Source organism: Arthrobacter sp. SDTb3-6, from assembly GCF_013376095.1.
Classification (GTDB): Bacteria; Actinomycetota; Actinomycetes; order Actinomycetales; family Micrococcaceae; genus Specibacter.
On sequence record NZ_JAAMFN010000020.1, the window covers coordinates 13,976 to 37,175 of the forward strand.

Annotated in this window: 24 protein-coding genes; 12 read left to right on the forward strand and 12 right to left on the reverse strand. The window is 67.8% G+C overall.

All coding sequences use genetic code 11. The features are described from left to right. Window positions 1–6: 6 nt before the first annotated feature. A complete protein-coding gene (locus tag G6035_RS11105; RefSeq protein WP_176617156.1) occupies window positions 7–747 on the reverse strand; it encodes an SDR family oxidoreductase in 741 nt (246 codons plus the stop codon). A 43-nt stretch (window positions 748–790) separates the two neighbouring features. Further along, on the reverse strand, window positions 791–1,525 hold the full coding sequence (locus tag G6035_RS11110; protein WP_176617157.1) for a beta-ketoacyl-ACP reductase: 735 nt from the start codon (window positions 1,523–1,525) through the stop codon (window positions 791–793). A 121-nt stretch (window positions 1,526–1,646) separates the two neighbouring features. Here G6035_RS11110 and G6035_RS11115 point away from each other — a divergent pair, with 121 nt between their 5' ends. The 4 genes from G6035_RS11115 to G6035_RS11130 are packed head-to-tail and all read left to right on the forward strand — an operon-like array spanning window position 1,647 to window position 3,773. Beyond that, entirely contained in the window at window positions 1,647–2,111 is a 465-nt protein-coding gene (locus tag G6035_RS11115; protein ID WP_176617158.1) for a DUF3099 domain-containing protein, read from the forward strand. Between the two features lie 11 nt (window positions 2,112–2,122). Further along, window positions 2,123–2,341: an acetone carboxylase gene (locus G6035_RS11120; protein ID WP_176617213.1), complete on the forward strand. Its 219-nt coding sequence runs from the start codon at window positions 2,123–2,125 to the stop codon at window positions 2,339–2,341. Between the two features lie 3 nt (window positions 2,342–2,344). Continuing rightward, window positions 2,345–3,238: an SURF1 family protein gene (locus G6035_RS11125; RefSeq protein WP_176617159.1), complete on the forward strand. Its 894-nt coding sequence runs from the start codon at window positions 2,345–2,347 to the stop codon at window positions 3,236–3,238. A 55-nt stretch (window positions 3,239–3,293) separates the two neighbouring features. After that, on the forward strand, window positions 3,294–3,773 hold the full coding sequence (locus G6035_RS11130; protein ID WP_176617214.1) for a YbaK/EbsC family protein: 480 nt from the start codon (window positions 3,294–3,296) through the stop codon (window positions 3,771–3,773). A gap of 6 nt (window positions 3,774–3,779) precedes the next feature. Here G6035_RS11130 and abc-f read toward each other — a convergent pair whose 3' ends face one another. Next, window positions 3,780–5,378: a ribosomal protection-like ABC-F family protein gene (gene abc-f / locus G6035_RS11135; RefSeq protein ID WP_176617160.1), complete on the reverse strand. Its 1,599-nt coding sequence runs from the start codon at window positions 5,376–5,378 to the stop codon at window positions 3,780–3,782. A gap of 135 nt (window positions 5,379–5,513) precedes the next feature. Between abc-f and G6035_RS11140 the strand changes: the two genes are divergently transcribed. From G6035_RS11140 to G6035_RS11150, 3 genes are read left to right on the forward strand one after another with little or no spacing between them, the layout of a single operon-like run. Beyond that, on the forward strand, window positions 5,514–6,170 hold the full coding sequence (locus tag G6035_RS11140) for a biotin transporter BioY (protein WP_176617161.1): 657 nt from the start codon (window positions 5,514–5,516) through the stop codon (window positions 6,168–6,170). A 50-nt stretch (window positions 6,171–6,220) separates the two neighbouring features. Next, window positions 6,221–6,916 carry an ABC transporter ATP-binding protein gene (locus tag G6035_RS11145; RefSeq protein ID WP_176617215.1) on the forward strand — a complete coding sequence of 232 codons (696 nt, stop codon included), beginning with the start codon at window positions 6,221–6,223 and terminating at the stop codon, window positions 6,914–6,916. Then, complete coding sequence (locus tag G6035_RS11150) at window positions 6,916–7,602, forward strand: energy-coupling factor transporter transmembrane protein EcfT (protein WP_176617162.1); 687 nt, start codon at window positions 6,916–6,918, stop codon at window positions 7,600–7,602. The genes G6035_RS11145 and G6035_RS11150 overlap by 1 nt, the downstream gene beginning before the upstream one ends. Here G6035_RS11150 and G6035_RS11155 read toward each other — a convergent pair. The 8 genes from G6035_RS11155 to G6035_RS11190 form a co-directional block, all read right to left on the reverse strand. Further along, complete coding sequence (locus G6035_RS11155) at window positions 7,599–8,765, reverse strand: thiolase family protein (protein WP_176617163.1); 1,167 nt, start codon at window positions 8,763–8,765, stop codon at window positions 7,599–7,601. The two genes, G6035_RS11150 and G6035_RS11155, sit on opposite strands and share 4 nt — an antisense overlap. Beyond that, on the reverse strand, window positions 8,746–10,215 hold the full coding sequence (locus G6035_RS11160; protein WP_176617164.1) for a class I adenylate-forming enzyme family protein: 1,470 nt from the start codon (window positions 10,213–10,215) through the stop codon (window positions 8,746–8,748). The genes G6035_RS11155 and G6035_RS11160 overlap by 20 nt, the downstream gene beginning before the upstream one ends. Window positions 10,216–10,287: 72 nt before the next feature. Further along, on the reverse strand, window positions 10,288–10,638 hold the full coding sequence (locus tag G6035_RS11165; RefSeq protein ID WP_176617165.1) for a metal-sulfur cluster assembly factor: 351 nt from the start codon (window positions 10,636–10,638) through the stop codon (window positions 10,288–10,290). A gap of 38 nt (window positions 10,639–10,676) precedes the next feature. Next, on the reverse strand, window positions 10,677–11,444 hold the full coding sequence (sufC, locus tag G6035_RS11170; RefSeq protein WP_176617166.1) for a Fe-S cluster assembly ATPase SufC: 768 nt from the start codon (window positions 11,442–11,444) through the stop codon (window positions 10,677–10,679). A 51-nt stretch (window positions 11,445–11,495) separates the two neighbouring features. Then, window positions 11,496–11,858 carry a non-heme iron oxygenase ferredoxin subunit gene (locus G6035_RS11175; RefSeq protein WP_176617167.1) on the reverse strand — a complete coding sequence of 121 codons (363 nt, stop codon included), beginning with the start codon at window positions 11,856–11,858 and terminating at the stop codon, window positions 11,496–11,498. After that, complete coding sequence (sufD, locus tag G6035_RS11180; RefSeq protein WP_176617168.1) at window positions 11,858–13,180, reverse strand: Fe-S cluster assembly protein SufD; 1,323 nt, start codon at window positions 13,178–13,180, stop codon at window positions 11,858–11,860. Before sufD ends, G6035_RS11175 begins: the two co-directional genes overlap by 1 nt. Then, window positions 13,181–14,656 carry a Fe-S cluster assembly protein SufB gene (gene sufB / locus G6035_RS11185; protein ID WP_176617169.1) on the reverse strand — a complete coding sequence of 492 codons (1,476 nt, stop codon included), beginning with the start codon at window positions 14,654–14,656 and terminating at the stop codon, window positions 13,181–13,183. Then, the gene (locus G6035_RS11190) at window positions 14,656–15,426 is read right to left on the reverse strand and encodes a metalloregulator ArsR/SmtB family transcription factor (protein WP_176617170.1); all 771 of its coding nucleotides are present in this window, start codon (window positions 15,424–15,426) and stop codon (window positions 14,656–14,658) included. The genes sufB and G6035_RS11190 overlap by 1 nt, the downstream gene beginning before the upstream one ends. 165 nt (window positions 15,427–15,591) lie before the next feature. On the opposite strand from G6035_RS11190, the gene G6035_RS11195 reads away from it, so the two are divergent. From G6035_RS11195 to G6035_RS11205, 3 genes are read left to right on the forward strand one after another with little or no spacing between them, the layout of a single operon-like run. After that, complete coding sequence (locus G6035_RS11195) at window positions 15,592–16,599, forward strand: ABC transporter ATP-binding protein (protein WP_371130978.1); 1,008 nt, start codon at window positions 15,592–15,594, stop codon at window positions 16,597–16,599. Beyond that, entirely contained in the window at window positions 16,596–17,366 is a 771-nt protein-coding gene (locus G6035_RS11200) for an ABC transporter permease (RefSeq protein ID WP_176617171.1), read from the forward strand. The genes G6035_RS11195 and G6035_RS11200 overlap by 4 nt, the downstream gene beginning before the upstream one ends. A gap of 5 nt (window positions 17,367–17,371) precedes the next feature. Then, complete coding sequence (locus tag G6035_RS11205; RefSeq protein ID WP_371130979.1) at window positions 17,372–18,328, forward strand: heme A synthase; 957 nt, start codon at window positions 17,372–17,374, stop codon at window positions 18,326–18,328. A 179-nt stretch (window positions 18,329–18,507) separates the two neighbouring features. Here the strand turns inward: G6035_RS11205 and G6035_RS11210 are convergent, their stop codons facing one another. Further along, window positions 18,508–19,488 (reverse strand): heme o synthase, encoded by a 981-nt coding sequence (locus G6035_RS11210; protein ID WP_371130983.1) that lies wholly within the window; start codon window positions 19,486–19,488, stop codon window positions 18,508–18,510. Window positions 19,489–19,848: 360 nt separating this feature from the next. Between G6035_RS11210 and tkt the strand changes: the two genes are divergently transcribed. Beyond that, a complete protein-coding gene (tkt, locus tag G6035_RS11215) occupies window positions 19,849–22,005 on the forward strand; it encodes a transketolase (RefSeq protein WP_176617174.1) in 2,157 nt (718 codons plus the stop codon). 71 nt (window positions 22,006–22,076) lie between these two features. Further along, complete coding sequence (gene tal, locus G6035_RS11220) at window positions 22,077–23,198, forward strand: transaldolase (RefSeq protein WP_176617175.1); 1,122 nt, start codon at window positions 22,077–22,079, stop codon at window positions 23,196–23,198. Window positions 23,199–23,200: the final 2 nt, after the last annotated feature.

Below are 23,200 nucleotides of genomic sequence, written 5' to 3' on the forward strand. Positions count from 1 at the left end.
TGGCGCCTACTTGAAGTAGTCCGCGCCGCCCACGTATTCGGTGTGGCCGGTCTCGACGTCGGCCGTGGCCATCTTGGCGATTTCCGCGGCAAACTCCGCCACGGAGTACAGGCGGCCGGCCTCGGCCCGGCGGGCCTCAATGGCGCCGGGGTTGGCACGGTCCAGCAGCGTGGCGGTGACGGTGCCTTCAATCATGTCCCCGGAGACCACCACCAGGGAGATGTCCTCCTCGGACAGGCCCGGGATCAGTGCGCGCAGGGCGTCCTCGCCAGCGCGCTTGCTCTTGGCCACCGGCTCATACTCGGGCATGGTGGGCACGGTTTCAATGAAGTGCGCCTGGTGGCTGGTGACGAACACCACACGGGATCCCGGCTTCATGAGGGGCAGGGCGGACTTGAGCAGGTTGACCTGGGCATCGCGGTTGAGCTGCAGGGCGTAGTTCTCCGCCATGCCGGACTCCATGCCGCCGGAGGCATTGAGGACCAGCAGGTCCAGCGAGCCAAAGTTTTCCATGGCGGCGCTGACCAGTGCCTGCACGCCTTCCTGGGTGGTCAGGTCCGCGCCCACGGCCACGGCCCGGCCGCCGGCTTCGGTGATCTGGGCGACCACCTTGTTGGCCCGGGGTGCCTTCTGGCGGTAATTGACCACCACCGCGGCTCCTTCCGCGGCCAGGTACTTGGCCACATCGGCACCGACCCCGCGGGAGGACCCGGTAACAATTGCTGTCTTTCCGTCAAGCTTTCCCATATGCATTCCTTTGTTTCGCAAAATTGGTGGGGTGTCGTGCGGCCTAGTGGCCCATGCCCAGTCCGCCGTCGACCGGGATGACGGCGCCGGAAATGTAGGCCGCCTCGTCGCTGGAAATCCATCGGACCACGTTGGCCACTTCCGCGGGGGATGCAAAGCGGCCGGCCGGGATGGTGGAGAGGTACTGCTTTTGGGTTTCCTCCGGCAGGGCGCCGGTCATGTCCGTGCTGATGAAGCCCGGTGCCACCACGTTGGCCGTGATGCCGCGGGATCCGAGTTCGCGGGTGAGCGAGCGGGCAATCCCGACCAGGCCGGCCTTGGACGCGGCGTAGTTGACCTGCCCCGGGGAACCGTACAGTCCCACGACCGAGGAAATCAGCACCACGCGGCCCTTCCGGAGCCGGATCATGCCCTTGGAGGCCCGCTTGATGACGCGGAAGGCGCCGGTGAGGTTTGTGTCCACGACCGAGGTGAAATCGTCTTCACTCATGCGCAGCAGCAACGTGTCCTTGGTAATGCCGGCGTTGGCCACCAGCACCTCGACCGGTCCGTGGTCCGCCTCGACCTGCCTGAAGGCCGCGTCGATGGACGCGGCATCGGTCACGTCGGCCTGGACCCCCAGGATGCCGGCCGGCAGTTCGGAAGGGCTCCTGAACGTGACGGCCACCTTGTCCCCGTTGGCCAGGAAGGCCTGCGCAATGGCCAGGCCGATCCCCCGGTTGCCGCCGGTGACCAGGACGCTGCGGCCCTGGGCGGGTGCACTTTGTGGTGCATTCATGTATTCCTCCAAGTTTTTTGGCTCGGATTGAATCCTACGGTGAAAGCGCCATGCCCACACACTTGGCCCTTTTGGCGGTGCACCGCGGCAGTGGGATGATGGAAGTGTCCCTTGGAGTGTGATGAAAGACCGATCAACCATGCCATCCCCCGGCGCCCCGCACCGGAAACGCTACCGGCACAGTTCCGCCGTACCCGAGGTGCAGTCGATCACCAACGCCCAGGAGGCGCACAGCCGGGAGATGCATGACAGGTTTGTCAAGTACTCCGTTGCGATGAGCATCCGCATGGTGTGCATCGGGCTGATCTTCGTCGTTGACGGCTGGTACAAGCTGGTGCCCATGGTCGGCGCCGTCGTCCTGCCGTGGATTGCAGTGATCATTGCCAACGGCGGCTCGGACACCAACCACCAGGAAACCGTCAGCCTGTTGGACGGCGCCCCCCTGTATGAACTCACCGACGAACTCGACGACGACGGGTCCCCCGAGGTGCTCCACGGTGAACTCGCGGACGACGACGAGGCCGACGGCGGGGCCGACGGACCGGTGCCAGGGAATGGATCCACTCCGGGAGGGACCTCGCATTGAACCTGTTGGACATGACCGGGCCGCAGCCTGCCGGGGCGGTGTGCTCCCGCAAGGGATGCCGCAACACGGCCACCACCTTGCTGCTGTGGAACAACCCGAAGATCCACACGCCGGAACGGCGCAAGACCTGGCTGGCCTGTGACGAACACGCCGCCTGGCTCCAGGACTACCTCCAGGAGCGTTCCCTGTGGAAAGAAACCCTGCCGATGACGCCCGAGGGGCCCGCCTGATCCATGAAGACCTACAAGTTCCTGTTTTCCAGCAAGTGGGCCGGCTACTTCGCCGTGGCCGTGGTGTTCGCCATTGCCTGCGTCGCACTGGGCAACTGGCAGATGAACCGCAACAACGAGACCATGGCCAACATTGCCAAGATCACCGACAACTATTCCGCCGCCCCGGTCGGCTACCAGGCGCTGAAATCGAACTTTGACCACCTGGACGCCGCCAAGGAATGGACGCCGGTCACCCTGAAGGGGACCTACCTGACGGCGGACCAGAGGGTGGTCCGCAACCGCCCCCTGAACGGCGCGCCCGGCTATGAAGTGATCGTGCCGCTCAAGCTGTCCAATGGCGACACCGTCATCATCGACCGCGGCTGGCTGCCCATTGGCAACAAGGTCCCCGGACATCCGGACGTGGTGCCCCAGCCGCAATCCGGGACGGTGACTGTCGTGGCCAGGTTGCGGCCGCCGGAGCCCAAGCTTGACCGTGGCGCCCCCGCCGGGCAAATAGCCTCCATTGACCTCAAGGACTACGCCTCGCAGCTGGGCTACCCGATCAAGACGGGGGCCTACGGCCAACTCGTCAGCGAGTCGCCGGCCGCCGCCGTGAACCCGACGCCGTTCCCGGCACCGTCCATCGACCCCGGCTCCCACCTCAGCTACGCCCTGCAGTGGGTCTGCTTTGGCGTGCTGGCCTTCGTCGGCTTTGGCTACGCTGCGCGCATGCAGCGCCGCAACGACGAGTATGACACCCTGGAAGCAGCCGAGTCCGGGGTGCCGGTCGAGGAAGTTTATGGCCGTGGATCCCCATTCCACCCGCGCCCCAGGAAAAAGGTGCGCAAGCCCGGGGCCCGCCCCACAGCCGAAGAGGAAGAAGACGCCCTGTTGGACTCGCAGGGCTTCTAGCAGGGCCGCCGGTCCGGCCGGGGCCTAGACTGGGCCCGTGAACATTGATCCCAACATGGAAGCCCTGGACGCGGCCCCCGCCGTCGCCAAGGTCCGTGCGGCGCTGCTGGCCGCAGGCCTGCCGGACACCGTTGTGGTTGTGGGCGACAAGGTGGCGACGGCAGCCAGCGCGGCTGCCGTGCTGGGCTGCGACGTGGCAGCCATCGCCAACAGCCTGATTTTTGAGTGCGCCGGAGAGCCCCTGCTGATCCTTGCCAGCGGCGCCGCGAAGGTGGACGTCAAGCTTGTGGCGCGCCTGCACCAGCTGCCGAAAATCAGGCGGGCCACCCCCGAATTCGTGTTGGAACACGCCGGGCAGCCGGTGGGCGGGGTGGCCCCGGTGGGCCACCGCCACCCGATCCGTGCCCTGCTTGACACGGGGCTGGCGCACCATCCGGTGCTGTGGGCCGGCGCCGGCAGCCACCAGGCCATGCTGTCCATCAGCTACGCGGATCTCGCCCGCATCACGGGAGCCGTCCCCACGGCGGTCCGCTGAGGCGTCTCAGGCGAGCGTGATCAGGTCCAGGTAGTCCTGGCTCCACAGGTCCTCGTCGCCGTCAGGCAGCAGGACCACACGCTCAGGGTCCAGGGCCGCAACGGCCCCTTCGTCGTGGCTGACCAGCACCACGGCGCCCGTATAGTTCTTCAGCGCCCCCAGGATCTCGGCCCGGCTGGCCGGGTCAAGGTTGTTGGTGGGCTCATCGAGCAGCAGCACATTCGCCGAAGACGCAACGATCGTCGCCAGCGCCAGGCGCGTCTTCTCACCGCCGGAGAGGACCCCGGCAGGCTTGTTGACGTCGTCGCCGGAGAACAGGAAGGACCCGAGGATGCCGCGCACCTCGGCGTCGTTCATGTTCCCTGCCGAGGCGCGCATGTTTTCCAGCACCGTGCGGGAGGTGTCCAGGGTGTCGTGTTCCTGGGCGTAGTAGCCGATCTTCAGCCCGTGCCCGGGGATGATCCTGCCGGTGTCCGGGGCGGACACGCCGGCGAGCATGCGCAGCAGCGTGGTCTTGCCGGCACCGTTGAGGCCCAGGATGACCACCTTGGAGCCGCGGTCGACGGCGAGGCTGACATCGGTGAAGATCTCCAGCGAGCCGTAGGACTTGCTCAGCCCCTCGGCCATCAGCGGGGTCTTGCCGCACGGTGAGGGGTCGGGGAAGCGCAGCGCGGCCACCTTGTCCTGTGCGCGGACGTCCTCCAGCCCGGCGAGGAGCCGTTCGGCACGCTTGGCCATGTTTTGTGCTGCGACGGCCTTGGTGGCCTTGGCCCGCATCTTGTTGGCCTGGTCCATCAGCACGCCGGCCTTCTTTTCGGCATTGGCACGTTCCCTGCGCCGGGCGCGTTCGTCCGTCTCGCGCTGGGCCAGGTACTTTTTCCAGCCCAGGTTGTATTGGTCGATCGTGGCCCGGTTGGCATCCAGGTGGAACACCTTGTTGACGGTCGCCTCCAGCAGCTCGGTGTCGTGGCTGATGACGATCAGCCCGCCCTGGTGGCTTTTGAGGAAGTCGCGCAGCCAGGCGATGGAGTCGGCGTCGAGGTGGTTGGTTGGTTCGTCCAGGAGCATGGTCTGGGCGCCGGAAAACAGGATCCGGGCCAGTTCCACACGGCGTCGCTGGCCACCGGAAAGTGTCTTCAGCGGCTGGTTGAGGATCCGCTCGGGCAGGGCGAGGTTGGAGGAGATCGCGGCGGCCTCGGCCTCGGCGGCATACCCGCCGCCGGCCAGGAACTCATTCTCCAGGCGGTCGTAGCGCCGCATTGCCTTGTCGCGCACGCCAGGGTTGTCGCTGGCCATGTCCGCCTCGGCGGCCCGGAGCTTGGTGATGACCTTGTCCAGGTCCCGGGCCGCCAGGATGCGGTCGCGGGCCAGCTGCTCCATGTCCGGGGTGCGCGGATCCTGGGGCAGGTAGCCGATGTCGCCCGTGCGGGTGACCTTGCCTCCCGCCGGCAGGCCCTCGCCGGCCAGGACACGCGTCAATGTCGTCTTGCCGGCGCCGTTGCGCCCCACCAGGCCGATCTTGTCACCCTTGTCGATCCGAAATGACACTTCGTCCATGAGCAGGCGCGCCCCGGCGCGTAACTCAAGGTCTTGGACCGTAATCAACGTAGTAACCTTTCAAGTAAGCGGGCAGGTGGTGCAAAACGCACCCTGCCTGTGGTTGGGCACTCGCGGCGCAACCTATACAGTCTAGCGACGTCCGGGCCGCCCCTGGTCACGGCGCGAGGAAAGTCACTCCCAATGAATCGAACATCACGGCCGCACGCCGCCGCCGGGCACTTCCAGGGCACGGTGCCGGGCACGCCGGCGCCGCGGACCCCCGGCCGGGTGGCACGCCGCCGGCGCTGGGGCGCCGTGGACCTGTCCCTGATCGCCGTGTTCGCCGCCCTGCTGGCCGCCTCGATAGCGGTGCCCGGGATCAATGTGGGCCCCTTGGGCGTGGCCATCACGCTGCAGACGCTGGTGGTCAGCCTGTGCGGGCTGGTGCTGGGCCTGGGCCGCGGCACCGCCGCGACGGCCCTGTACATCCTGGTGGGGCTGGTCGGGCTGCCGATCTTCAGCGGCTTCCGGGCCGGCCCCGCCGTGCTGGCCAGCCCGTCGGCCGGCTACATCATCGGCTTCATCTTCGGTGCGGCCGCGGTGGGCCTGCTCGCCACCTGGGCCGTGCGCAGCCGGTACCGCGCCGCCGCCCTGTTCGGGGCCGCGCTCACCGGCATGGTGGTCATCCATGTTTGCGGCATCATCGGGTTTGTCCTGAAGGGCATGGCGCTGCCGGCCGCCATTGGCGCCGACGCCATCTTCCTGCCCGGCGACATCCTGAAGAACGTGGTGGCCGTGGCCATTGCGCTGAGCCTGCACCGCGCCTTCCCGGACCTGTTGGTGCGCCGGCGCCGGTGAAGCCCAGAACAGACTCCGCCCAGGACCGTGGTGCGCCTGCCGGAACGTCGATTGTCCTCGCCGGGGCGGGCGTCACGATTGACCCCGCCGACCCGGCCGCGGCCGGGCCCAAGACCATCCTCAGGCCGCTGGACCTGGAACTGTCCGATCGCCGCATAGCCGTCATCGGCGCCAATGGTTCAGGCAAGTCCACGTTGCTGCGCCTCCTCAACGGCCTGGTGCTCCCGTCCACCGGCTCCGTCCAGGTGAACGGACTGGACACGTCCCGGGACGGCGCCGCCGTCCGGCGCACCGTCGGCTTTGTCTTCACCGACCCGATCTCCCAGCTCGTCATGCCCACTCCCCTGGAGGACGTGGAGCTGTCCCTGCGCAGGCTCCGGCTGCCCAAAAGGGAACGCCGCCGCCTGGCCATGGAACTGCTGGAGAGCCACGGACTGGCGCACCTGGGCTCGAACAGCATCTATGAACTCTCCGGCGGGGAACGCCAGATGGTGGCCCTGGCCACCGTGCTGGCCGTGGAACCTGCCATCCTGGTCCTGGACGAACCCTCCACCCTGCTGGACCTGCGCAACACCAGGATGCTGCGCGAGCTGCTGGCCGGGCTGCCGCAGCAGGTCATCCTCTCCACCCACGACCTGGACCTGGCAGCCAGTTGCGGGCGGGTGCTGGTGGTGGACGACGGCGGCATCGCCTTCGACGGCCCGCCCGCGGCCGCCGTGGACCGGTACCGGGCCCTGGCGGGCTGATGCGCGGCCACGCCCACCTGGTGGCCGGATACATCCCGGGCCGCTCCCCCCTCCATCGCTGGCCGCTGTGGCTCAAGGCCTGCCTGTTGCTGGCCACCGCCGTGCTGTGCCTGGCCTCCCCCGCCGTCTCGGTGGCCGCGGGGGCCGCGATCACCACTGCGGTGCTGCTTTTCGTGGTGGCGGGCCATGCCCTGGCCGGGCTGCCCTGGGCGCGGTTGGGGCGGGCCGTGAAGCTGATGTGGATTTTTCTGGTGCTCATTGGCGCCTACCAGTGGTGGCAGCACGGCGGCCTGGTGGCGTGGCAGGTGGTGGGTGCCATCGTGGCCACGGTCCTGGCCGCCAACATCCTCACCGCCACGACCCCGGTGGATGAGCTGCTCGACGGCCTGGCGGCGGTGGTGCGCCCCCTGGAGCGCGTCGGCGCCGACCCGGAACGGTTTTCGCTCACCGTGGCCCTCATGCTGCGCAGCATTCCGTTTGTCATTGGGGCCTTCAGCGATGTCCGCGAGGCCGCCCGTGCACGGGGCCTTGAGCGGAACCTGCTGGCCCGCTCGCTGCCCGTGGTCATTGCCACCGTGGGTTACGCCCGTGCCACGGGCGAAGCGCTGTCAGCCCGCGGCCTGGGCGACCCCGATCTCCCCGGCGACCCCGGCTTCCCCGAGGATCCGGACTTCCCCGGCTCCTAAAACACGCGCCACTCAAAGGCGGCGCTGGTGCCCATCCCGCCGGCCGCACTCACCATGGCCACGGCCGTCACGCCCTGCTCGGCGCGCGCCGCCGCCTGGGCATACAGGCGGGTGACGAGGACGGCCCCGGAGGCACCGTAGGGGTGGCCCAGGGCGAGGGCCCCGCCGTCGCGGTTGAAGGTCCCAGGATCCAGGCCCAGCAGCCCGGCAGAGGCGATGACCTGGGCGGCAAACGCTTCATTGAACTCCAGCAGGCCGGCCTCCAGCCGGTCCGGGCCGGCCCCCAGCGCGTCCATCAGCGCCCGGGTGGAGCCGGCCGCGCCCACGCCCATCAGGGACGGGTCCGTGCCCGCCGTGGCGCTGCCCGTGAACACGAGCCCGTGGGCCGCCAGTCCGCGTGCCTTGGCCAGGGTGGTCACCACCACGGCGGCGGCGCCGTCGCTGTAGGGGCAGGAATTCCCTGCGGTCACGGTGCCGCCCGCCACAAACGCCGCTGGGAACCGGGCCATGAGCGGGGCCAGCGCCCTGCGGGGGCCCTGGTCGGCGCCGAGCCCGGCCAGGGGCACGATCTCCTGGCCAAACACGCCCCGGTCCGCGGCGGCGCAGGCCCTGCGGTGGCTCTCCAGGGCATAGGCGTCCTGGCGTTCCCGGCTGACGCCGTACCGGGCGGCCACGTTTTCCGCGGCCACCCCCGCATCGGGATCCCCAGGGTCCAGCGGCGCGAACTGGGCCCGGTCGTAGAACTCCAGCCCCCCGCCGGGCAGCCGGTGGGCGCGTGCCGGGGCGGTGCTGATGCTTTCCGCGCCGCCGGCCAGGTACAGCGTGCCGGCACCGGCCTGGACGAGCCGGCAGGCCAGGACCACTGCGTCCAGCCCGGAAGCGCACTGCCGGTCCACGCTCAGCCCGGGCACGGTGTCCGGCAGCCCTGCCGTCAGGGCGGACAGGCGTGCCAGGTTGCCGCCGCCGCCCGTGGCATTGCCGAGGATGACGTCGTCCACCGCGGCGCGGTCGACGCCGGCATCGTCCAGGACGGCCTGGAGCACGGGGGCTGCCAGTTCGTGGACCCGCAGCCCGCGGTAGGCCCCGCCCGCCTTGGCGTTTGCGAGCCGGCGGGCGGCTATGATGACCGGCGTGCGGTCCTCGTCAGTAGATGCGCCGGGCACGGGCGTCCCCTTCCGTGATCCAGGCCTGCAACAGGGCCCGGCTGATCTTCCCCCGGTCCGTCAGCGGCTGTTCGGACAGGGCATAGTAGCGGGTGGGGCGTTGGTGGCCCGGCAGGCCCGCCGCGTGCCGCCGGCAGGCGGCCACCAACTGTTCGATGGACAGAGGGGGCTCCCCCGCCGGGCCCGGGCCCGGAAAGAGGGCGGCAACCACGCGCTGCCCGCGCACGTCGTCAGGCAGTCCGGCCACCAGCACGGTGCCGGGGCCGCCCGCGGGTTCCAGGGCCGCCTCCACCTGTTGCGGATACACGTTGGTGCCGCCGGTGACGATCATGTCCGAGGCCCGGCCCACCACGTGCAGCCGGCCGGCCGGGTCCACAAAGCCTTGGTCGTGGACCGTGTACCAGGGCCCCCCGGATTCTGCGGGGTCCGGCAGCAGGTTGAAGGCCAGGCCGTCGTCGCCCCAGGCGTAGCCGTTGCTGACGTAGGGCCCACGGACGTAAATGCTGCCGCACTCCCCCGCGCCGGCGGGCAGTCCGTCGGAGCCGCGCACCGAAAGCTCGGCCCCCGGGAAGGCAGACCCGGCACACAGGGACCCGGGGAAGTCCGGTTCGCCCGGCACCAGCCGGGAGGCTGCGACAAAGCCGAGCTCGGACGCACCGTAGTACTGGTGGATCACGGCGTGGGGCGCCCACCGCTGCGCCAGTTCCGTGACGTCCCCGGACAGCGCCGAGCCGGCGCACACGATGGATGTGAGGGCCCCGGCCCCCTGGCCCGTGTCCAGGCCGCGCCGGGCCAGCAGGGACAGGACCGTGGGTGTGGCGACCAGCCGGGTGGGGGCGTCGTGCCGGATGGCGTGCAGGGCGGCATCCGGGCTGAACTGCGGCAGCGACACAAAGGTTGATCCGGTGAAGAAGGCCTCGCCCAGGGCGTAGAGGTTCATGCTGGCGGCCATGGGTCCGGGTGCCAGGGTCACGTCCGCCGCGGTGAGGCCAAAGTGGCGTGCGCCTTCCCGGAAGGACGCCTCCCACGACGCACGCGACCGCGTAAACGCCTTGGGCACCCCGCTGGTGCCGGAGGAGAACCCCAGGAGGAAGGTGGAGGCGGGCGGGCCGTCGTGGAAGCCCGGGGGCCCGGCGGAGGTGGGGGGTTGGGCGGCGGCCCAGGCCCGTGCCCGTGCCGCAGTGGCCGCCTTCAGCGCATCGGGCCAGCCGGCGTCGAGCACGGCAGCGGTGCCGTGGCCGGCCACGGCACCGGCAAACCGGGCCGCCAGGCGCGTGCCGTTGGGCTCGTCAATGACGGCCAGTGCCGCGCCGACGCCCGGCTGCGGAAGCAGGTGCTCCCGGGCCTCCGCAACAAGCTGGGCGAAGCTGAGCCGCGCCCCGCCCACCACGACGGCAGTCCGCTGCGGTTCCTTGCGGGCCCAGTGCTGGAGCTGGTCGGTAAAAGGCATGGGACCCATCTTTTTAAGCCCGGGAACCGCCGTCGTCGGTATTGCGACGACGGCGGTTCCCGGGGTGCCGTGCTAAATGTTGAAGCCGAGGGCGCGCATTTGGTCGCGGCCGTCGTCGGTGATCCGCTCGGGACCCCACGGCGGCATCCACACCCAGTTGATCCGCCATTCGTCCACGATGGGCCCGAGGCAGTTTTCAACCTGTTCCTCGATGACGTCCTGAAGCGGGCAGGCGGCCGTGGTGAGCGTCATGTCCAGCAGCAGGGCGCCGTCCTCGCCATAGCGCAGGCCGTACAGCAGGCCAAGGTCGACGACGTTGACGCCCAGTTCGGGGTCAATGACGTCCTTGAGGGCCTCCTCGACGTCCTCGAGGCCTGCCTGCGCGCTGGGTGCGGCGGGGCTTGTTTCGCTGATCTCAGTCATGGTGTGTTTCTTCGCTTTCGCTTGAAGAGGGGCGGCGGCTAGGCCGTGGCCTGGGCATCGGCCAGGTACCGGTCGTAGCCTTCGTCCTCGAGGCGGTCGGCCAGCTCGGGGCCGCCCTGCTCGGCAATGTTTCCGTCGACAAAGACGTGCACAAAGTCGGGCTTGATGTACCGCAGGATGCGGGTGTAGTGAGTAATGAGCATGGTGCCCAGCCCGCCCTCGGCGATGGCGCGGTTGACGCCCTCGGAGACCACCTTCAGCGCATCAACGTCCAGGCCGGAGTCCGTCTCGTCCAGGATGGCGAACTTGGGCTTGAGCAGTTCGAGCTGGAGGATCTCGTGGCGCTTCTTTTCGCCGCCGGAGAAGCCTTCGTTGACGTTGCGCTGGGCGAATTCGGGTTCGATGCGCAGCTGGGCCATGGCTTCCTTGACGTCCTTTGTCCACGTGCGCAGCTTGGGGGCCTCGCCGTCGATTGCCGTCTTGGCGGTGCGCAGGAAGTTGGTCATGGTGACGCCGGGGATTTCCACGGGGTACTGCATGGCCAGGAACAGGCCGGCGCGGGCGCGCTGGTCGACGGTCATCGCCAGGACGTCTTCGCCGTCAAGCGTGATGGATCCGCTGTCCACGGTGTAGCGGGGGTGCCCTGCGATGGTGGAAGCCAGGGTGGACTTGCCCGAGCCGTTGGGGCCCATGATGGCGTGGGTTTCACCGGTCTTGATGGTCAGGCTGACACCCTTGAGGATGTTCTTGACGCCCTGCTCGGTGGTGATGCTGACGTGCAGGTCCTTGATTTCCAGAGTCGACATGCTCTCTCGTTTCTCGTAAAAAAGTTTGGTGGTGTGCTGGTGGGCCGGACGCTACTGCGTGCTGACGCCGTTGATGATGTTGGTGACGTCCACGTAGACGTCGCTGCCGTGGACTGACAGGGCAAAGACGGGCACCGGTTCGAAGGCGGGAAGGGTCAGCGGCTGGCCTGTCTTGAGGTCGAACGAGCTGCCGTGTGCCCAGCATTCGATGGTGCAGTCCTCCACATCGCCCTCGCTGAGCGAGATTTCCGCGTGTGAGCAGGTGTCGCCGATGGCGTGCAGTTCCCCGTAGGAGTCGCGGACGATGGCGATGGGGTAATCGTCAATCTCCACGAGCAGGGCGGACTTCACCTCGACGTCGCTGTCCTGGCAGACAACAACGCCGGTGGGCGTTGTGGTGGACGGTTCGGTCATTACAGTGTGCCTGCCGCCAACTCACGTTCCACGGCTTCGCGCATGCGCTCTTCCAGGGCGGGAACCTTGATGTGCTGGATGACTTCGTTGAGGAAGCCGCGCACCACCAGGCGCCGGGCAACATCCTCCGGGATGCCGCGCGCCTGCAGGTAGAACAGCTGCTCGTCGTCAAAACGGCCGGTGGCGCTGGCATGGCCGGCACCCTCGATCATGCCGGTCTCGATTTCCAGGTTCGGCACCGAGTCGGCCCGGGCACCCTGGGTCAGGATCAGGTTGCGGTTCATCTCGTAGGTGTCGGTGCCTTCGGCGGCCTTGCGGATCAGCACGTCGCCAATCCACACGGCATGGGCACCGTCGCCCTGAAGGGCGCCCTTGTACGTGACGCGGGACTTGCAGTTGTTGGTGGAGTGGTCCACGAACAGGCGCTGTTCCAGGTGCTGGCCGGCGTCGGCGAAGTACAGCCCGTACATCTCCACCTCGGCACCGGTGCCCGCGTAGCGGGCCGACGGGGTGGTGCGCAGCAGGTTGCCGCCCAGGTTGATGACAACGTGCTTGACCTTAGCGTCACGGCCCACCTGGATGTGCTGGGCGCTGGCGTGGACGGCGTCGTCGTCCCAGTCCTGGATGCTGACGACGGTCAGGTTGGCGCCGTCCTCCACCAGGATTTCGACGTTTTCGCTGAGCACGGCCGTGCCGCGGTGGTCCAGGACCACCACGCCGGTGGCGAACTGCTTCGCGTGCACCAGGATGTGGGACGCGGCCGGGGTGGTGCCGGCGCCCGTGAGGGTCAGCGTGGTGACGTCCTCGGCCGTGCCCTGGTATTCGGCAGGCAGGGTCACCACGGTGGCTTCTGCGAAGTTTTCCCATGCGGCGGCTGCCACGCGGTCCTCGGGGATGCCGGCGCGGCCGATGCGCGCGTCGCCGCGCCCCACGGTCTCCACCGTGACGGCGTCGGGCTTGGTGACCTCCACGGCGGGTGCCGGGCCGTCAAGCTGCTGGCCCTTGACACCGACGCGGTCCAGGCCGCGCAGGCGCTTGAGCGGGGTGAACCGCCAGTCCTCTTCCCGTCCGGTGATCAGCGGGAAGTCAGCCAGCTTGTAGGAGGTCAGGCGGCCTGCGCGGGAGCTGTCGGGGACGCCGACGCCGCCGCCGTGGCTGTCGCCGTGGCTGTGCGCCTTGACGGCGCTGCCGCCCAGCGGGCCGCTTTCGGGGTTGAGGTCCGAAAGCTGCTCCCCTTCCTCCGTCATGCCCTTGATGAAGCCCTGTGACCAGACCTTGCCGTCGGCGGCGTCGATTGTTTTTTCTTCGGTGAGCTCGGTCATTTAGCCGACGGCCCCTTCCATCTGCAGTTCGATCAGGCGGTTCAGTTCCAGTGCGTATTCCATGGGCAGTTCCTTGGCGATCGGCTCGATGAAGCCGCGCACAATCATGGCCATGGCCTCGTCCTCGGGCATGCCGCGGGACTGCAGGTAGAACAGCTGTTCTTCGCTGACCTTGGAGACCGTGGCCTCGTGGCCCATGGAGACGTCGTCCTCGCGCACATCCACGTACGGGTAGGTGTCCGAGCGGGAGATGTTGTCCACCAGCAGGGCGTCACAGCGCACCGTGTTGGCGGAGTGGTTGGCGCCCTCGCGGATCTGGACGAGCCCGCGGTAGGCGGAGCGGCCGCCGCCGCGGGCCACCGACTTGGAGATGATGGAGGACTGCGTGTTCGGCGCAATGTGGACCATCTTCGACCCGGTGTCCTGGTGCTGGCCCTCGCCGGCAAACGCGACCGAGAGGGTCTCGCCCTTGGCGTGTTCGCCCACCAGGTACACGGCGGGGTACTTCATGGTGACCTTGGAGCCGATGTTGCCGTCGACCCATTCCATGGTGGCGCCCTCGTGGGCGATGGCCCGCTTGGTGACCAGGTTGTACACGTTGTTGGACCAGTTCTGGATGGTGGTGTAGCGGACGCGGGCGTTCTTCTTCACCACAATCTCAACGACGGCCGAGTGCAGCGAGTCCGAGGTGTAGATCGGGGCGGTGCAGCCTTCGATGTAGTGGACGTAGCTGCCCTCGTCGGCGATGATCAGCGTGCGCTCAAACTGGCCCATGTTCTCGGTGTTGATGCGGAAGTACGCCTGCAGCGGGATTTCCACGTGCACGCCCGGGGGGACGTAGACGAAGGATCCGCCGGACCAGACGGCCGTGTTCAGCGAGGCGAACTTGTTGTCGCCCACCGGGATCATGGTGCCGAAGTACTCCTGGAAGATTTCCGGGTAGTCGCGCAGGCCGGTATCGGTGTCGGTGAAGATGACGCCCTGGGCTTCGAGGTCCTCGCGGATCTGGTGGTAGACCACCTCGGATTCGTACTGGGCCGTGACGCCGCCGACGAGGCGGCTGCGCTCGGCCTCCGGGATGCCGATGCGCTCGTACGTGGTGCGGATGTCCTCGGGCAGGTCCTCCCAGGTCTGGGCCTGCTTCTCCGTGGAGCGGACGAAGTACTTGATGTTGTCGAAGTCGATGCCGGACAGGTCCGCACCCCACGTGGGCATGGGCTTGCGGTCAAAGTACTTCAGGCCCTTCAGGCGCATGTCCAGCATCCACTGGGGCTCGTTCTTCTTGGCTGAGATGTCGCGGACGACCTCTTCGCTCAAGCCGCGGCGGGCGTTGTCGCTGGCTGCGTTTTTGTCTGACCAGCCAAAAGCGTAGGAGCCCAGCCCCTCCAGCTCCGGGTTTCGTTGGAGGATATCGTGGTTGGTGGAGTCCTCCACCACGTCATTCGCGCGTACTTCTTGCGCCAATTGATCCGTCATCACGGCCTTTCTTGCTGATGGTTGGAAATATTTCCGTTCGTCCGCACGGTGCCCGCAGGCGCGCTGACGCGCTTGCGGACCACGGCGCGGCCCGTTGGTACGTGGGTGGTGCATACGTGGCCGCCGCTGGCCATGGTGGACAGCCGCCTCACATCGACACCCAGGAGCCGGGAAAAAACTTCAGTCTCGGCGTCGCAAAACTCGGGGAAGGTGGTGGCCAGTTCCTGGATGGGGCAGTGTCCCTGGCACAGCTGTTCAGCAGCCATGGCGGAGTGCGGGTTCAGCGAGTCGGAGGTGGCCACAAAGCGGTCGGCGGTCAGGGCCCGGGCCAGCGCCTTGGAGCGTGCCGCGACGTCGGGCCCGGCTGCGTCCACGAGCGGCTGGTAGCTGGATTCCATGTGGGCGAAGCGCCGTTCGGCAAATTCCATGACGCCCTGGCCCCCGCGCGTGGCCGCCAGTTCCTTCAGGGCCAGCCGCGCAATCTCCAGGTAGTCGTCACCAATTTTCGTCTGCCCCTGGCGGGAGACAACGTAACGGCGGGCCGGGCGCCCGGCGCCGCTCTTGGCGTTGCTGATGAGCTTGACCTCAATGACGCCGTGCCGGGACAAGGTGTCCAGGTGGCGGCGGACGGCCGCCGGTGTCAGGCCCAACAGTTTCCCCATCTGGGCTGCGCTTACGGGGCCGTGTTCGAGCACGGCCGTCAGCACACGGTCGCGCGTACGCTCGTCCGGATCAAGGACGGGGACCTGCCCCGCTTGGACTTCCGTCATTCCCGGCACCTCCGCCACCTCAATTGGGAACAGAACAATAAACAACACTATTATGTCGTAATTGTCGGCCGCATGCCAGTAAGGCGACCCTACACGCGCACCCCTGGCGGATGCACCGCCGTCGCACCTTCACGGATGGGGTACTACATCACGTAGAATAGGCCCGTGACGCTGACTCCCAACTCCGCTCCCGACGCCGCCCTGGTCATCACCGGGCTGGTCAAGGACGTTGGTCCCATCCCCGCCCTGGACGGGCGGATGAAGAGGATCATTTCCAATATTAGCCTGCAGGCCCGCTTTGGCGAGGTGACTGCGCTGCTTGGTGCCAACGGTGCCGGCAAGACCACCACCATCGAGTGTGCGCAGGGCCTGCAGAACCGCACCGCCGGCACCATCTCCCTGCTGGGCCAGGACCCGGAAAATGCCGGTGCCGCGCTCCGCGCCCGGGTGGGGGTGATGCTCCAGGACGGCGGCCTGCCACCGGCGGCCCGCCCCGTGGCGCTGCTGCGCCACGTGGCCAGGCTGTACAGCAACCCGCTGAGCGTGGATGCGCTCGTGGACAGGCTGGGGATTGCCGAATTTTCCGCCACCACCATCCGCAGGCTCTCCGGCGGCCAAAAGCAGCGGGTGGCCCTGGCCGCAAGCCTGCTGGGCAACCCCGAGGTCCTGTTCCTGGATGAGCCCAGCGCCGGCCTGGATCCGCAGTCCCGGCTGATGGTCTTTGAGCTCATCCGGGAACTGCGCGACGCCGGCAAGGCCATCGTGCTCACAACCCACCTGCTCGATGACGCCCAGCGGCTGGCCGACTACGTCTACATTGTCAACCACGGCGAATCCGTCACCGAGGGCACCGTGCCGGAACTGCTGAGCCAGTCGACGGCGTCGCAATCGCAGCGCACCATGACCTTCGAAGCGGGACCCGGGCTGGACACCTCGGCGCTGGCCCACGAACATGTGCACTGCGAGGAGACCCGGCCGGGCAGCTACCGGCTGGCCGGCGCGCTGGAACCGGCCGACCTGGCCCGCTTTGGCCAATGGTGTGCACGGCTGGGCGTCATGCCAACCTCGGTCCACCTGGCGTCACAGTCGCTGGAGGATGTGTTCCTGGCCATTGCCGCGTCGCGGGAACCTGCAACCGTGAAGCCGCACGCACTCAAGACGGAGATCCGATGAGCACCCTGTTCCACGACGCCCCCGCGGGGCTCCCGGCATCGCTCCCCCGCCGCGTGCTGAACCAGGGCCGGTACGAGGCCGCCGCCATGCTGCGCAACGGCGAGCAGCTGGTCCTGATGATCGTCATGCCACTGCTGGGCCTGGTTGCCCTGGCCGTGACCCCCATCCTCAACGGCATGGGTGATTCCCGGATCAACATCGCCACCCCCGGCATCCTGGCCCTGTGCGCCCTCTCCACGGCCTTCACCGGACAGGGCATCGCCACCGGCTTCGACCGGCGCTACGGCGTGCTCCGCTTCCTCTCCACCACCCCGCTCGGCAAGGCCGGCCTCATCGCCGGCAAGGTCATTGCCGTCCTGGTGGCCCTCGCCATCCAGGTGGCCATCATCTCCACGGTGGCCGCGTTCATGGGCTGGCGGCCCTCGGCGGCCGGCGTCGCACTCGGCATTCCCCTGCTGATCCTCGGGGCCGCCACGTTTACGGCCCTGGGCCTGCTGATCGCCGGCACCGTCCGCCCCGAAGCCACCCTGGCGATCACGAACCTGGGCTGGATCCTGCTGGCCGCCCTGGGCGGCATTGTGCTGCCGGCGGCAAAGTTCTCCGCCACGATGGCCGGGATCGTGGCATGGCTGCCGTCCGGAGCCCTGGGCACCCTGATGCGGGCCGCGCTGCTGCAGGGCCGTATTGATGTTTTTTCAATTGTCATCCTGCTGGCCTGGGCCGTTGCCGGTTCCATCGCGGCAATCAAATGGTTCAAGTGGAACTGAAAGTTGTGAATGAAGTGAGTCAAAACAACACGATCAAGTCCGTGGCGCGCAAGCTGCCCACGACAGTCACACCCGCGATCCGGCGCCTCTCCGTGGGCCTGCTGATCGGCCAGGGCGTGCTGATCGTCTCCGGCGGGGTGGTGCGCCTGACCGGTTCCGGCCTGGGCTGCCCCACGTGGCCGAACTGCACGCCCGGATCGCTCACCAACACCCCTGCGATGGGCATCCACGGCGTCATTGAGTTCACCAACCGCACGCTGACGTTTGCGCTGGCCGCCGTGGCACTGGCCCTGGTCGTGGTGCTGTGGAACCTTCGCAAGGAACGCAAGGACCTGTTCTGGCTGACCTTCTCGCTGCTGGCCAGCATCCCTGTCCAGGCGGTCATTGGCGGGATCACCGTGCTGTCCGGGCTCAACCCCTACGTGGTGAGCCTGCACTTCCTGGTCTCGGCGGCCCTGGTGGTGTTCACCATGCTGCTGGTCAACCGTGCCTATGGCCGTGCGGGCCGGACTGCGCCTCCCGCGGCACTGCGTCCGCGGAAGACCATCCGCCAGCTCAGCGTTGTTGCAGCCGTGTGCACCTACCTGGCCGTCATCCTCGGCACCCTGGTGACCGGCACCGGCCCCCATTCCGGGGACGCCACATCCCCGCGCACCAACCTCGACGGCTACCTCGTCACCCGCATCCACGTGCTGCCGGTGTACGTCCTCGTGGCGGTTTCGGTGTTGCTCATGGTGCTGCTGTGGCGCCGCGGACGCGGTGACATCTTGCGCAACGCGGCCATCCTGCTCATCGTCAGCGTGGTCTACCAGGGCGCCATCGGCTACTGGCAGTACTTCACCGGCGTGCCCATCTTCCTGGTCGGGCTGCACATGGTGGGGGCCTCCCTGCTGCTGGCCACCGGCACCAACATCGTGGACCTGGCACTGCGCCGCGGCAAGGATCCCGTCCGGTCCGCGTAACGGCACCAGCCGTTGAATAACGCAGCAGGCCCCGCACCAAAGGTGCGGGGCCTGCTGCGTCCTGGGAGTCGCCGCCTGCGTCCACGGGAGCCCACTACAGCAAAACGGCACCCGTCCGCATGCGGTGGGTGCCGCCGTCGATCAACAAGGACCGTGCCTCACGTGCCTCGCAGGAGAGGCTAGCCCATCAGGGCCCGGCCCACGAAGGGGTCCACGGCCAGGGACAGGAACACCAGCGTCAGGTAGGTGATCGAGGCGTGGAAGACCTTCATGGCGTTCTTCTTCGTGACCAGGTCCTTCTTGGAATTGTTGTACAGCGTGTGGGCCTCAACGAGGAACCACGCGCCCGCGGCCACGGTCACCACGGTGTACACGATCCCGGCACCGCCCAGGGGCACCATGAGCAGCGAGCAGGCCACCATCGCCCACGTGTAAAGGACCACCTGCACGGCCACGGTGCGGGAACCGGCCACGGCGCCCAGCATGGGGACGTTGACGGCGTTGTAGTCGTCGCTGTAGCGCATGGACAGCGGCCAGTAGTGCGGCGGCGTCCAGAGGAAGATGATCATGAACAGGATCACGGCCGGCCACTGGACGGTGTCCGTGACGGCGGACCAGGCGATGAGCACCGGCATGCAGCCGGCCGCCCCGCCCCAGACGATGTTCTGCGTGGTGCGGCGCTTGAGGACCAGCGAGTAGACCACCACGTACAGGAAGATGGCGCCGATGCCCAGGACGCCCGTCAGCGGGTTGATGCTCCACAGCAGGCCCACGGCCAGGACGGTCAGGATCCAGGAAAAGACAAGTGCCTCACGCGGGGTGATGACGCCGGTGACCAGCGGCCGCTTTGACGTGCGGTGCATCACCTTGTCGATGTCGCGGTCAATGTAACAATTGAAGGCCCCCGATGCGCCGGCGGCCAACGCGCCGCCGACCATGGTGGCGACCATGAGCCACACGCCGGGAAGACCGCCCCGGCCGGAATACCCCTGGGCGAAGAACATCGTGGGGAGCGTGGTGACCAACAACAGTTCCACCACCCGCGGCTTGGTCAGGGCCAGGTACCCCTTGGCTTTGGCCGAAAATCCCAACCGTGCACGGGGTGCTTCCGGTGAAGTTCCAGCGATCGGGGCATGCGTTGCACTCACGTGTAATGTCACCATGTTCTAGTCGGTCGTTCTCATTCATTCTCCATGGCCCGCACGCCGCGCAGCCGGTGCACCGCACCAGCCGGACAACAGGGCCATGCCGGGCCAAGCCTCTAAATATCATAGCTGGCCGCACGTGAAAAGGCGTGAACGCGCATATGTCAAGTCTTTACGGGAATTTGACGGAAATTAGATCAAATGCCCTGCCGCCACCGGCTTTGTGAATTCCGGGGGCCTCCCTGGTTTGGCCCATGGCGGCACCCGTGGCACTAAGCTGAAGACAGATCAACGTTTCAACGCTGGACAGTGCGCAGTACCCGATGGCGGACGAGTTCACCCCCGCAGGCCATCCGTGTGCCCGGCACTTGTTTCATGCACGCACCCAACGAGAGGGAACTGTCAGTGTCACATCCTGAAACAGCAACATTTACGTGGACCGAAGCAGATGCGAAGGCAGTGGACACCGTCCGTGTCCTGGCCGCGGACGCCGTTGAGAAGGTGGGCAACGGGCACCCCGGAACCGCCATGTCCCTGGCCCCGGCCGCCTACCTCCTGTTCCAGAAGGTCATGCGCCACGACCCGAAGGACCCCGACTGGATCGGCCGCGACCGCTTCATCCTCTCCCCCGGCCACACCTCCCTGACCCTGTACATCCAGCTCTTCCTCTCCGGCTACGGCCTGGAACTAAAGGACTTGGAAGCACTGCGCACCTGGGGCTCCCTGACCCCGGGCCACCCCGAGTACAAGCACACCAAGGGTGTGGAAATCACCACCGGCCCGCTCGGCCAGGGCCTGGCCTCCGCCGTCGGCTTCGCCTACTCCCAGCGCCGCATGCGCGGGCTCATGGACCCCGACGCCGCCCCCGGCACCAGCCCGTTCGACCACACGGTGTGGGTCATCGCCTCCGACGGCGACCTCCAGGAAGGCGTCACCAGCGAGGCCTCCTCGCTGGCCGGCCACCAGGAGCTGGGCAACATGGTCGTCATCTACGACTCCAACCACATCTCCATTGAGGACGACACCAACATCGCCTTCTCCGAAGACGTGCTCAAGCGCTACGAGTCCTACGGCTGGCACATCCAGCGCGTCGACTGGACCAAAACCGGAGAATACGTTGAGGACGTGGCGGAACTGAACGCCGCCCTCGAAACCGCCAAGGCCGAGACCACCAAACCGTCCATCATCCTGCTGCGCACCATCATTGGCTACCCCTCGCCGAAGAAGCAGAACACCGGCGCCATCCACGGCTCCGCCCTGGGCGGCGGCGAAGTCGCCGCGCTGAAGGTGGAACTTGGTTTCGATCCGGAGAAGCACTTCGACGTCGATCCGGCCATCCTCGCCCACGCCCGCCAGGTCGCCGACCGCGGCGCCGCGGCACACCAGGAATGGAGTGCCGGCTTCGAGGCCTGGAAGGCCGCCAACCCCGAGAATGCGGCCCTGTTGGAGCGCATTGAAAAGAAGGAGCTCCCGGCAGGCTGGGAGAAGAACCTGCCGGTGTTTGAGGCCGGCAAGGACGTCTCCACCCGCGTGGCCTCCGGCAAGGTCATCAACGGCGTCGCCGGAGTCCTCCCCGAGCTGTGGGGCGGCTCCTGCGACCTCGCCGGTTCCAACAACACGACCATCGAGGGTGCCGGCTCCTTTGTCCCGACGTCCAAGCAGACCGACACCTGGTCCGGCGGCCCCTACGGCCGGGTGCTGCACTTCGGCATCCGCGAGCATGCCGCGGCGTCGATCGTCAACGGCATCCACCTGGGCGGGCCCACCCGGGCGTTCTCCGGCACGTTCCTGATCTTCAGCGACTACCAGCGCCCGGCCATCCGCCTCTCCGCCCTCATGGGCGTCCCCTCGGTCTACGTCTGGACGCACGACTCCATCGGCCTGGGCGAGGACGGCCCCACCCACCAGCCGGTGGAACAGCTCGCCACCCTGCGCGCCATCCCGGGTCTGGACGTGGTCCGCCCCGGCGACGCCAACGAGGTCGCCGCAGGCTGGGCGAAGATCCTGGAAACCACGGACCACCCGGCCGGCATCGTGCTCACCCGCCAGAACATCCCCACCTACGCCCGCGGTGACGGCGCTGCCACGGCCACGGAGTTCGGCTCCGCCGCCGGGGTTGCCCAGGGCGGCTACGTGCTGGCCGAGGCCGTGCGTGACGGCGCCGTCGCCACCCCCGACGTGCTGCTGATCGCCACCGGTTCCGAGGTGCAGCTGGCCGTGGAGGCCCGCGAGGCGCTGGCCGCCGACGGCATTGCCGCCCGGGTCATCTCGATGCCGTGCGTCGAGTGGTTCCACGCCCAGCCGGCCGACTACCGCGAGTCGGTGCTCCCGGCAGCCGTCAAGGCCCGCGTCTCCGTCGAGGCCGGCCTGGCCCTGGGCTGGCGCGAGTTCGTCGGCGACGCCGGCCGCTCCATCTCCCTGGAGCACTTCGGCGCCTCCGCCGACTACAAGCGCCTGTTCCAGGAGTTCGGCATCACCGCCGCGGCTGTCACGGCCGCAGCCAAGGACTCGCTGGCCGCCGCCGGGGCCTGATCCCGGAACCGCAGCGCCGGTCCCGCGCCGGCTCCCACCCATCCATTTTTTGCAGGAAGAAGCACCAAGCCATGACCAACGCATCACCCACTGCCCAGCTTTCCGCCGCCGGAGTGTCCATCTGGCTCGACGACCTGTCCCGCACCCGCCTGACCACCGGCACGCTGCAAAAGCTCATCGAGGAAAAGAACGTGGTCGGCGTCACCACCAACCCCAGCATCTTTGAGGCCGCCATCACCAAGAGCGACGCCTACAAGACGGAGCTGAAGGACTTCTCCGCCAAGGGCGTCCACGCCGAGGCAGCCGTCTTTGAGATGACGACGGCGGACGTAGCGGCCGGCTGCGACCTGTTCGCCGGCGTGGCCGAGGCCACCCACGGCGTTGACGGCCGCGTTTCCATCGAAGTCGATCCCCGCAAGGCCTGGGACACGGAAGGCACCATCGCCGAGGCCAAGCGCCTGTACGCCAAGGTCAACAAGAAGAACGTCTACATCAAGATCCCGGCCACGGTCGAGGGCCTGGCAGCCATCACGGCGACCCTCGCCGAGGGCATCAGCGTCAACGTCACGCTGATCTTCTCCCTGGAGCGCTACCGCGCTGTGATGAACGCCTTCCTCAGCGGCCTTGAGCAGGCCAAGGCCAACGGCCACCAGCTGGCCGACATCCACTCCGTGGCTTCCTTCTTCGTTTCCCGCGTGGACACCGAAATCGACAAGCGCCTGGACGCGCTGGGCACCGACGAGGCCAAGGGCCTGAAGGGGAAGGCCGGCCTGGCCAATGCCCGCCTCGCCTACCAGGCCTTCGAGGAGGTCTTCTCCTCCGAGCGGTGGGCACTGCTGGCCGACGCCGGGGCCCTCCCCCAGCGCCCCCTGTGGGCCTCCACGGGCGTCAAGGACCCGGCCTACCCGGACACCCTGTACGTCACGGGCCTGGTTGCCAAGGACGTGGTGAACACCATGCCGGAGAAGACCCTCGACGCCACCTTCGACCACGGCGTAATCACCGGCGACACCGTCACCGGCACCTACGAGGAGTCCAACGCGCTGCTCAACCAGCTCGAAGGCCTGGGCATCTCCTACAACGACGTCGTGGGGCTGCTTGAAACCGAGGGCCTGGACAAGTTCGTCGCCAGCTGGAAGGACCTGCTCAACCACGTCCAGGACGCCCTGGACGCCGCAGGCAAGGAGGCCTAGCC

Coding starts and splice junctions, on each gene's coding strand:
- G6035_RS11160 (WP_176617164.1), bottom strand. CDS start 10,215: ATGCCTTTTACCGACCAGCTCCAGCACTGGGCCCGCAAGGAACCGCAG.
- G6035_RS11190 (WP_176617170.1), bottom strand. CDS start 15,426: ATGACGGAAGTCCAAGCGGGGCAGGTCCCCGTCCTTGATCCGGACGAG.
- tal (WP_176617175.1), top strand. CDS start 22,077: ATGACCAACGCATCACCCACTGCCCAGCTTTCCGCCGCCGGAGTGTCC.
- G6035_RS11165 (WP_176617165.1), bottom strand. CDS start 10,638: ATGACTGAGATCAGCGAAACAAGCCCCGCCGCACCCAGCGCGCAGGCA.
- G6035_RS11115 (WP_176617158.1), top strand. CDS start 1,647: ATGAAAGACCGATCAACCATGCCATCCCCCGGCGCCCCGCACCGGAAA.
- tkt (WP_176617174.1), top strand. CDS start 19,849: ATGCACGCACCCAACGAGAGGGAACTGTCAGTGTCACATCCTGAAACA.
- G6035_RS11110 (WP_176617157.1), bottom strand. CDS start 1,525: ATGAATGCACCACAAAGTGCACCCGCCCAGGGCCGCAGCGTCCTGGTC.
- sufD (WP_176617168.1), bottom strand. CDS start 13,180: ATGACCGAGCTCACCGAAGAAAAAACAATCGACGCCGCCGACGGCAAG.
- G6035_RS11125 (WP_176617159.1), top strand. CDS start 2,345: ATGAAGACCTACAAGTTCCTGTTTTCCAGCAAGTGGGCCGGCTACTTC.
- G6035_RS11120 (WP_176617213.1), top strand. CDS start 2,123: ATGACCGGGCCGCAGCCTGCCGGGGCGGTGTGCTCCCGCAAGGGATGC.
- sufB (WP_176617169.1), bottom strand. CDS start 14,656: ATGACGGATCAATTGGCGCAAGAAGTACGCGCGAATGACGTGGTGGAG.
- G6035_RS11150 (WP_176617162.1), top strand. CDS start 6,916: ATGCGCGGCCACGCCCACCTGGTGGCCGGATACATCCCGGGCCGCTCC.
- sufC (WP_176617166.1), bottom strand. CDS start 11,444: ATGTCGACTCTGGAAATCAAGGACCTGCACGTCAGCATCACCACCGAG.
- G6035_RS11175 (WP_176617167.1), bottom strand. CDS start 11,858: ATGACCGAACCGTCCACCACAACGCCCACCGGCGTTGTTGTCTGCCAG.
- G6035_RS11105 (WP_176617156.1), bottom strand. CDS start 747: ATGGGAAAGCTTGACGGAAAGACAGCAATTGTTACCGGGTCCTCCCGC.
- G6035_RS11130 (WP_176617214.1), top strand. CDS start 3,294: ATGGAAGCCCTGGACGCGGCCCCCGCCGTCGCCAAGGTCCGTGCGGCG.
- G6035_RS11200 (WP_176617171.1), top strand. CDS start 16,596: ATGAGCACCCTGTTCCACGACGCCCCCGCGGGGCTCCCGGCATCGCTC.
- G6035_RS11140 (WP_176617161.1), top strand. CDS start 5,514: ATGAATCGAACATCACGGCCGCACGCCGCCGCCGGGCACTTCCAGGGC.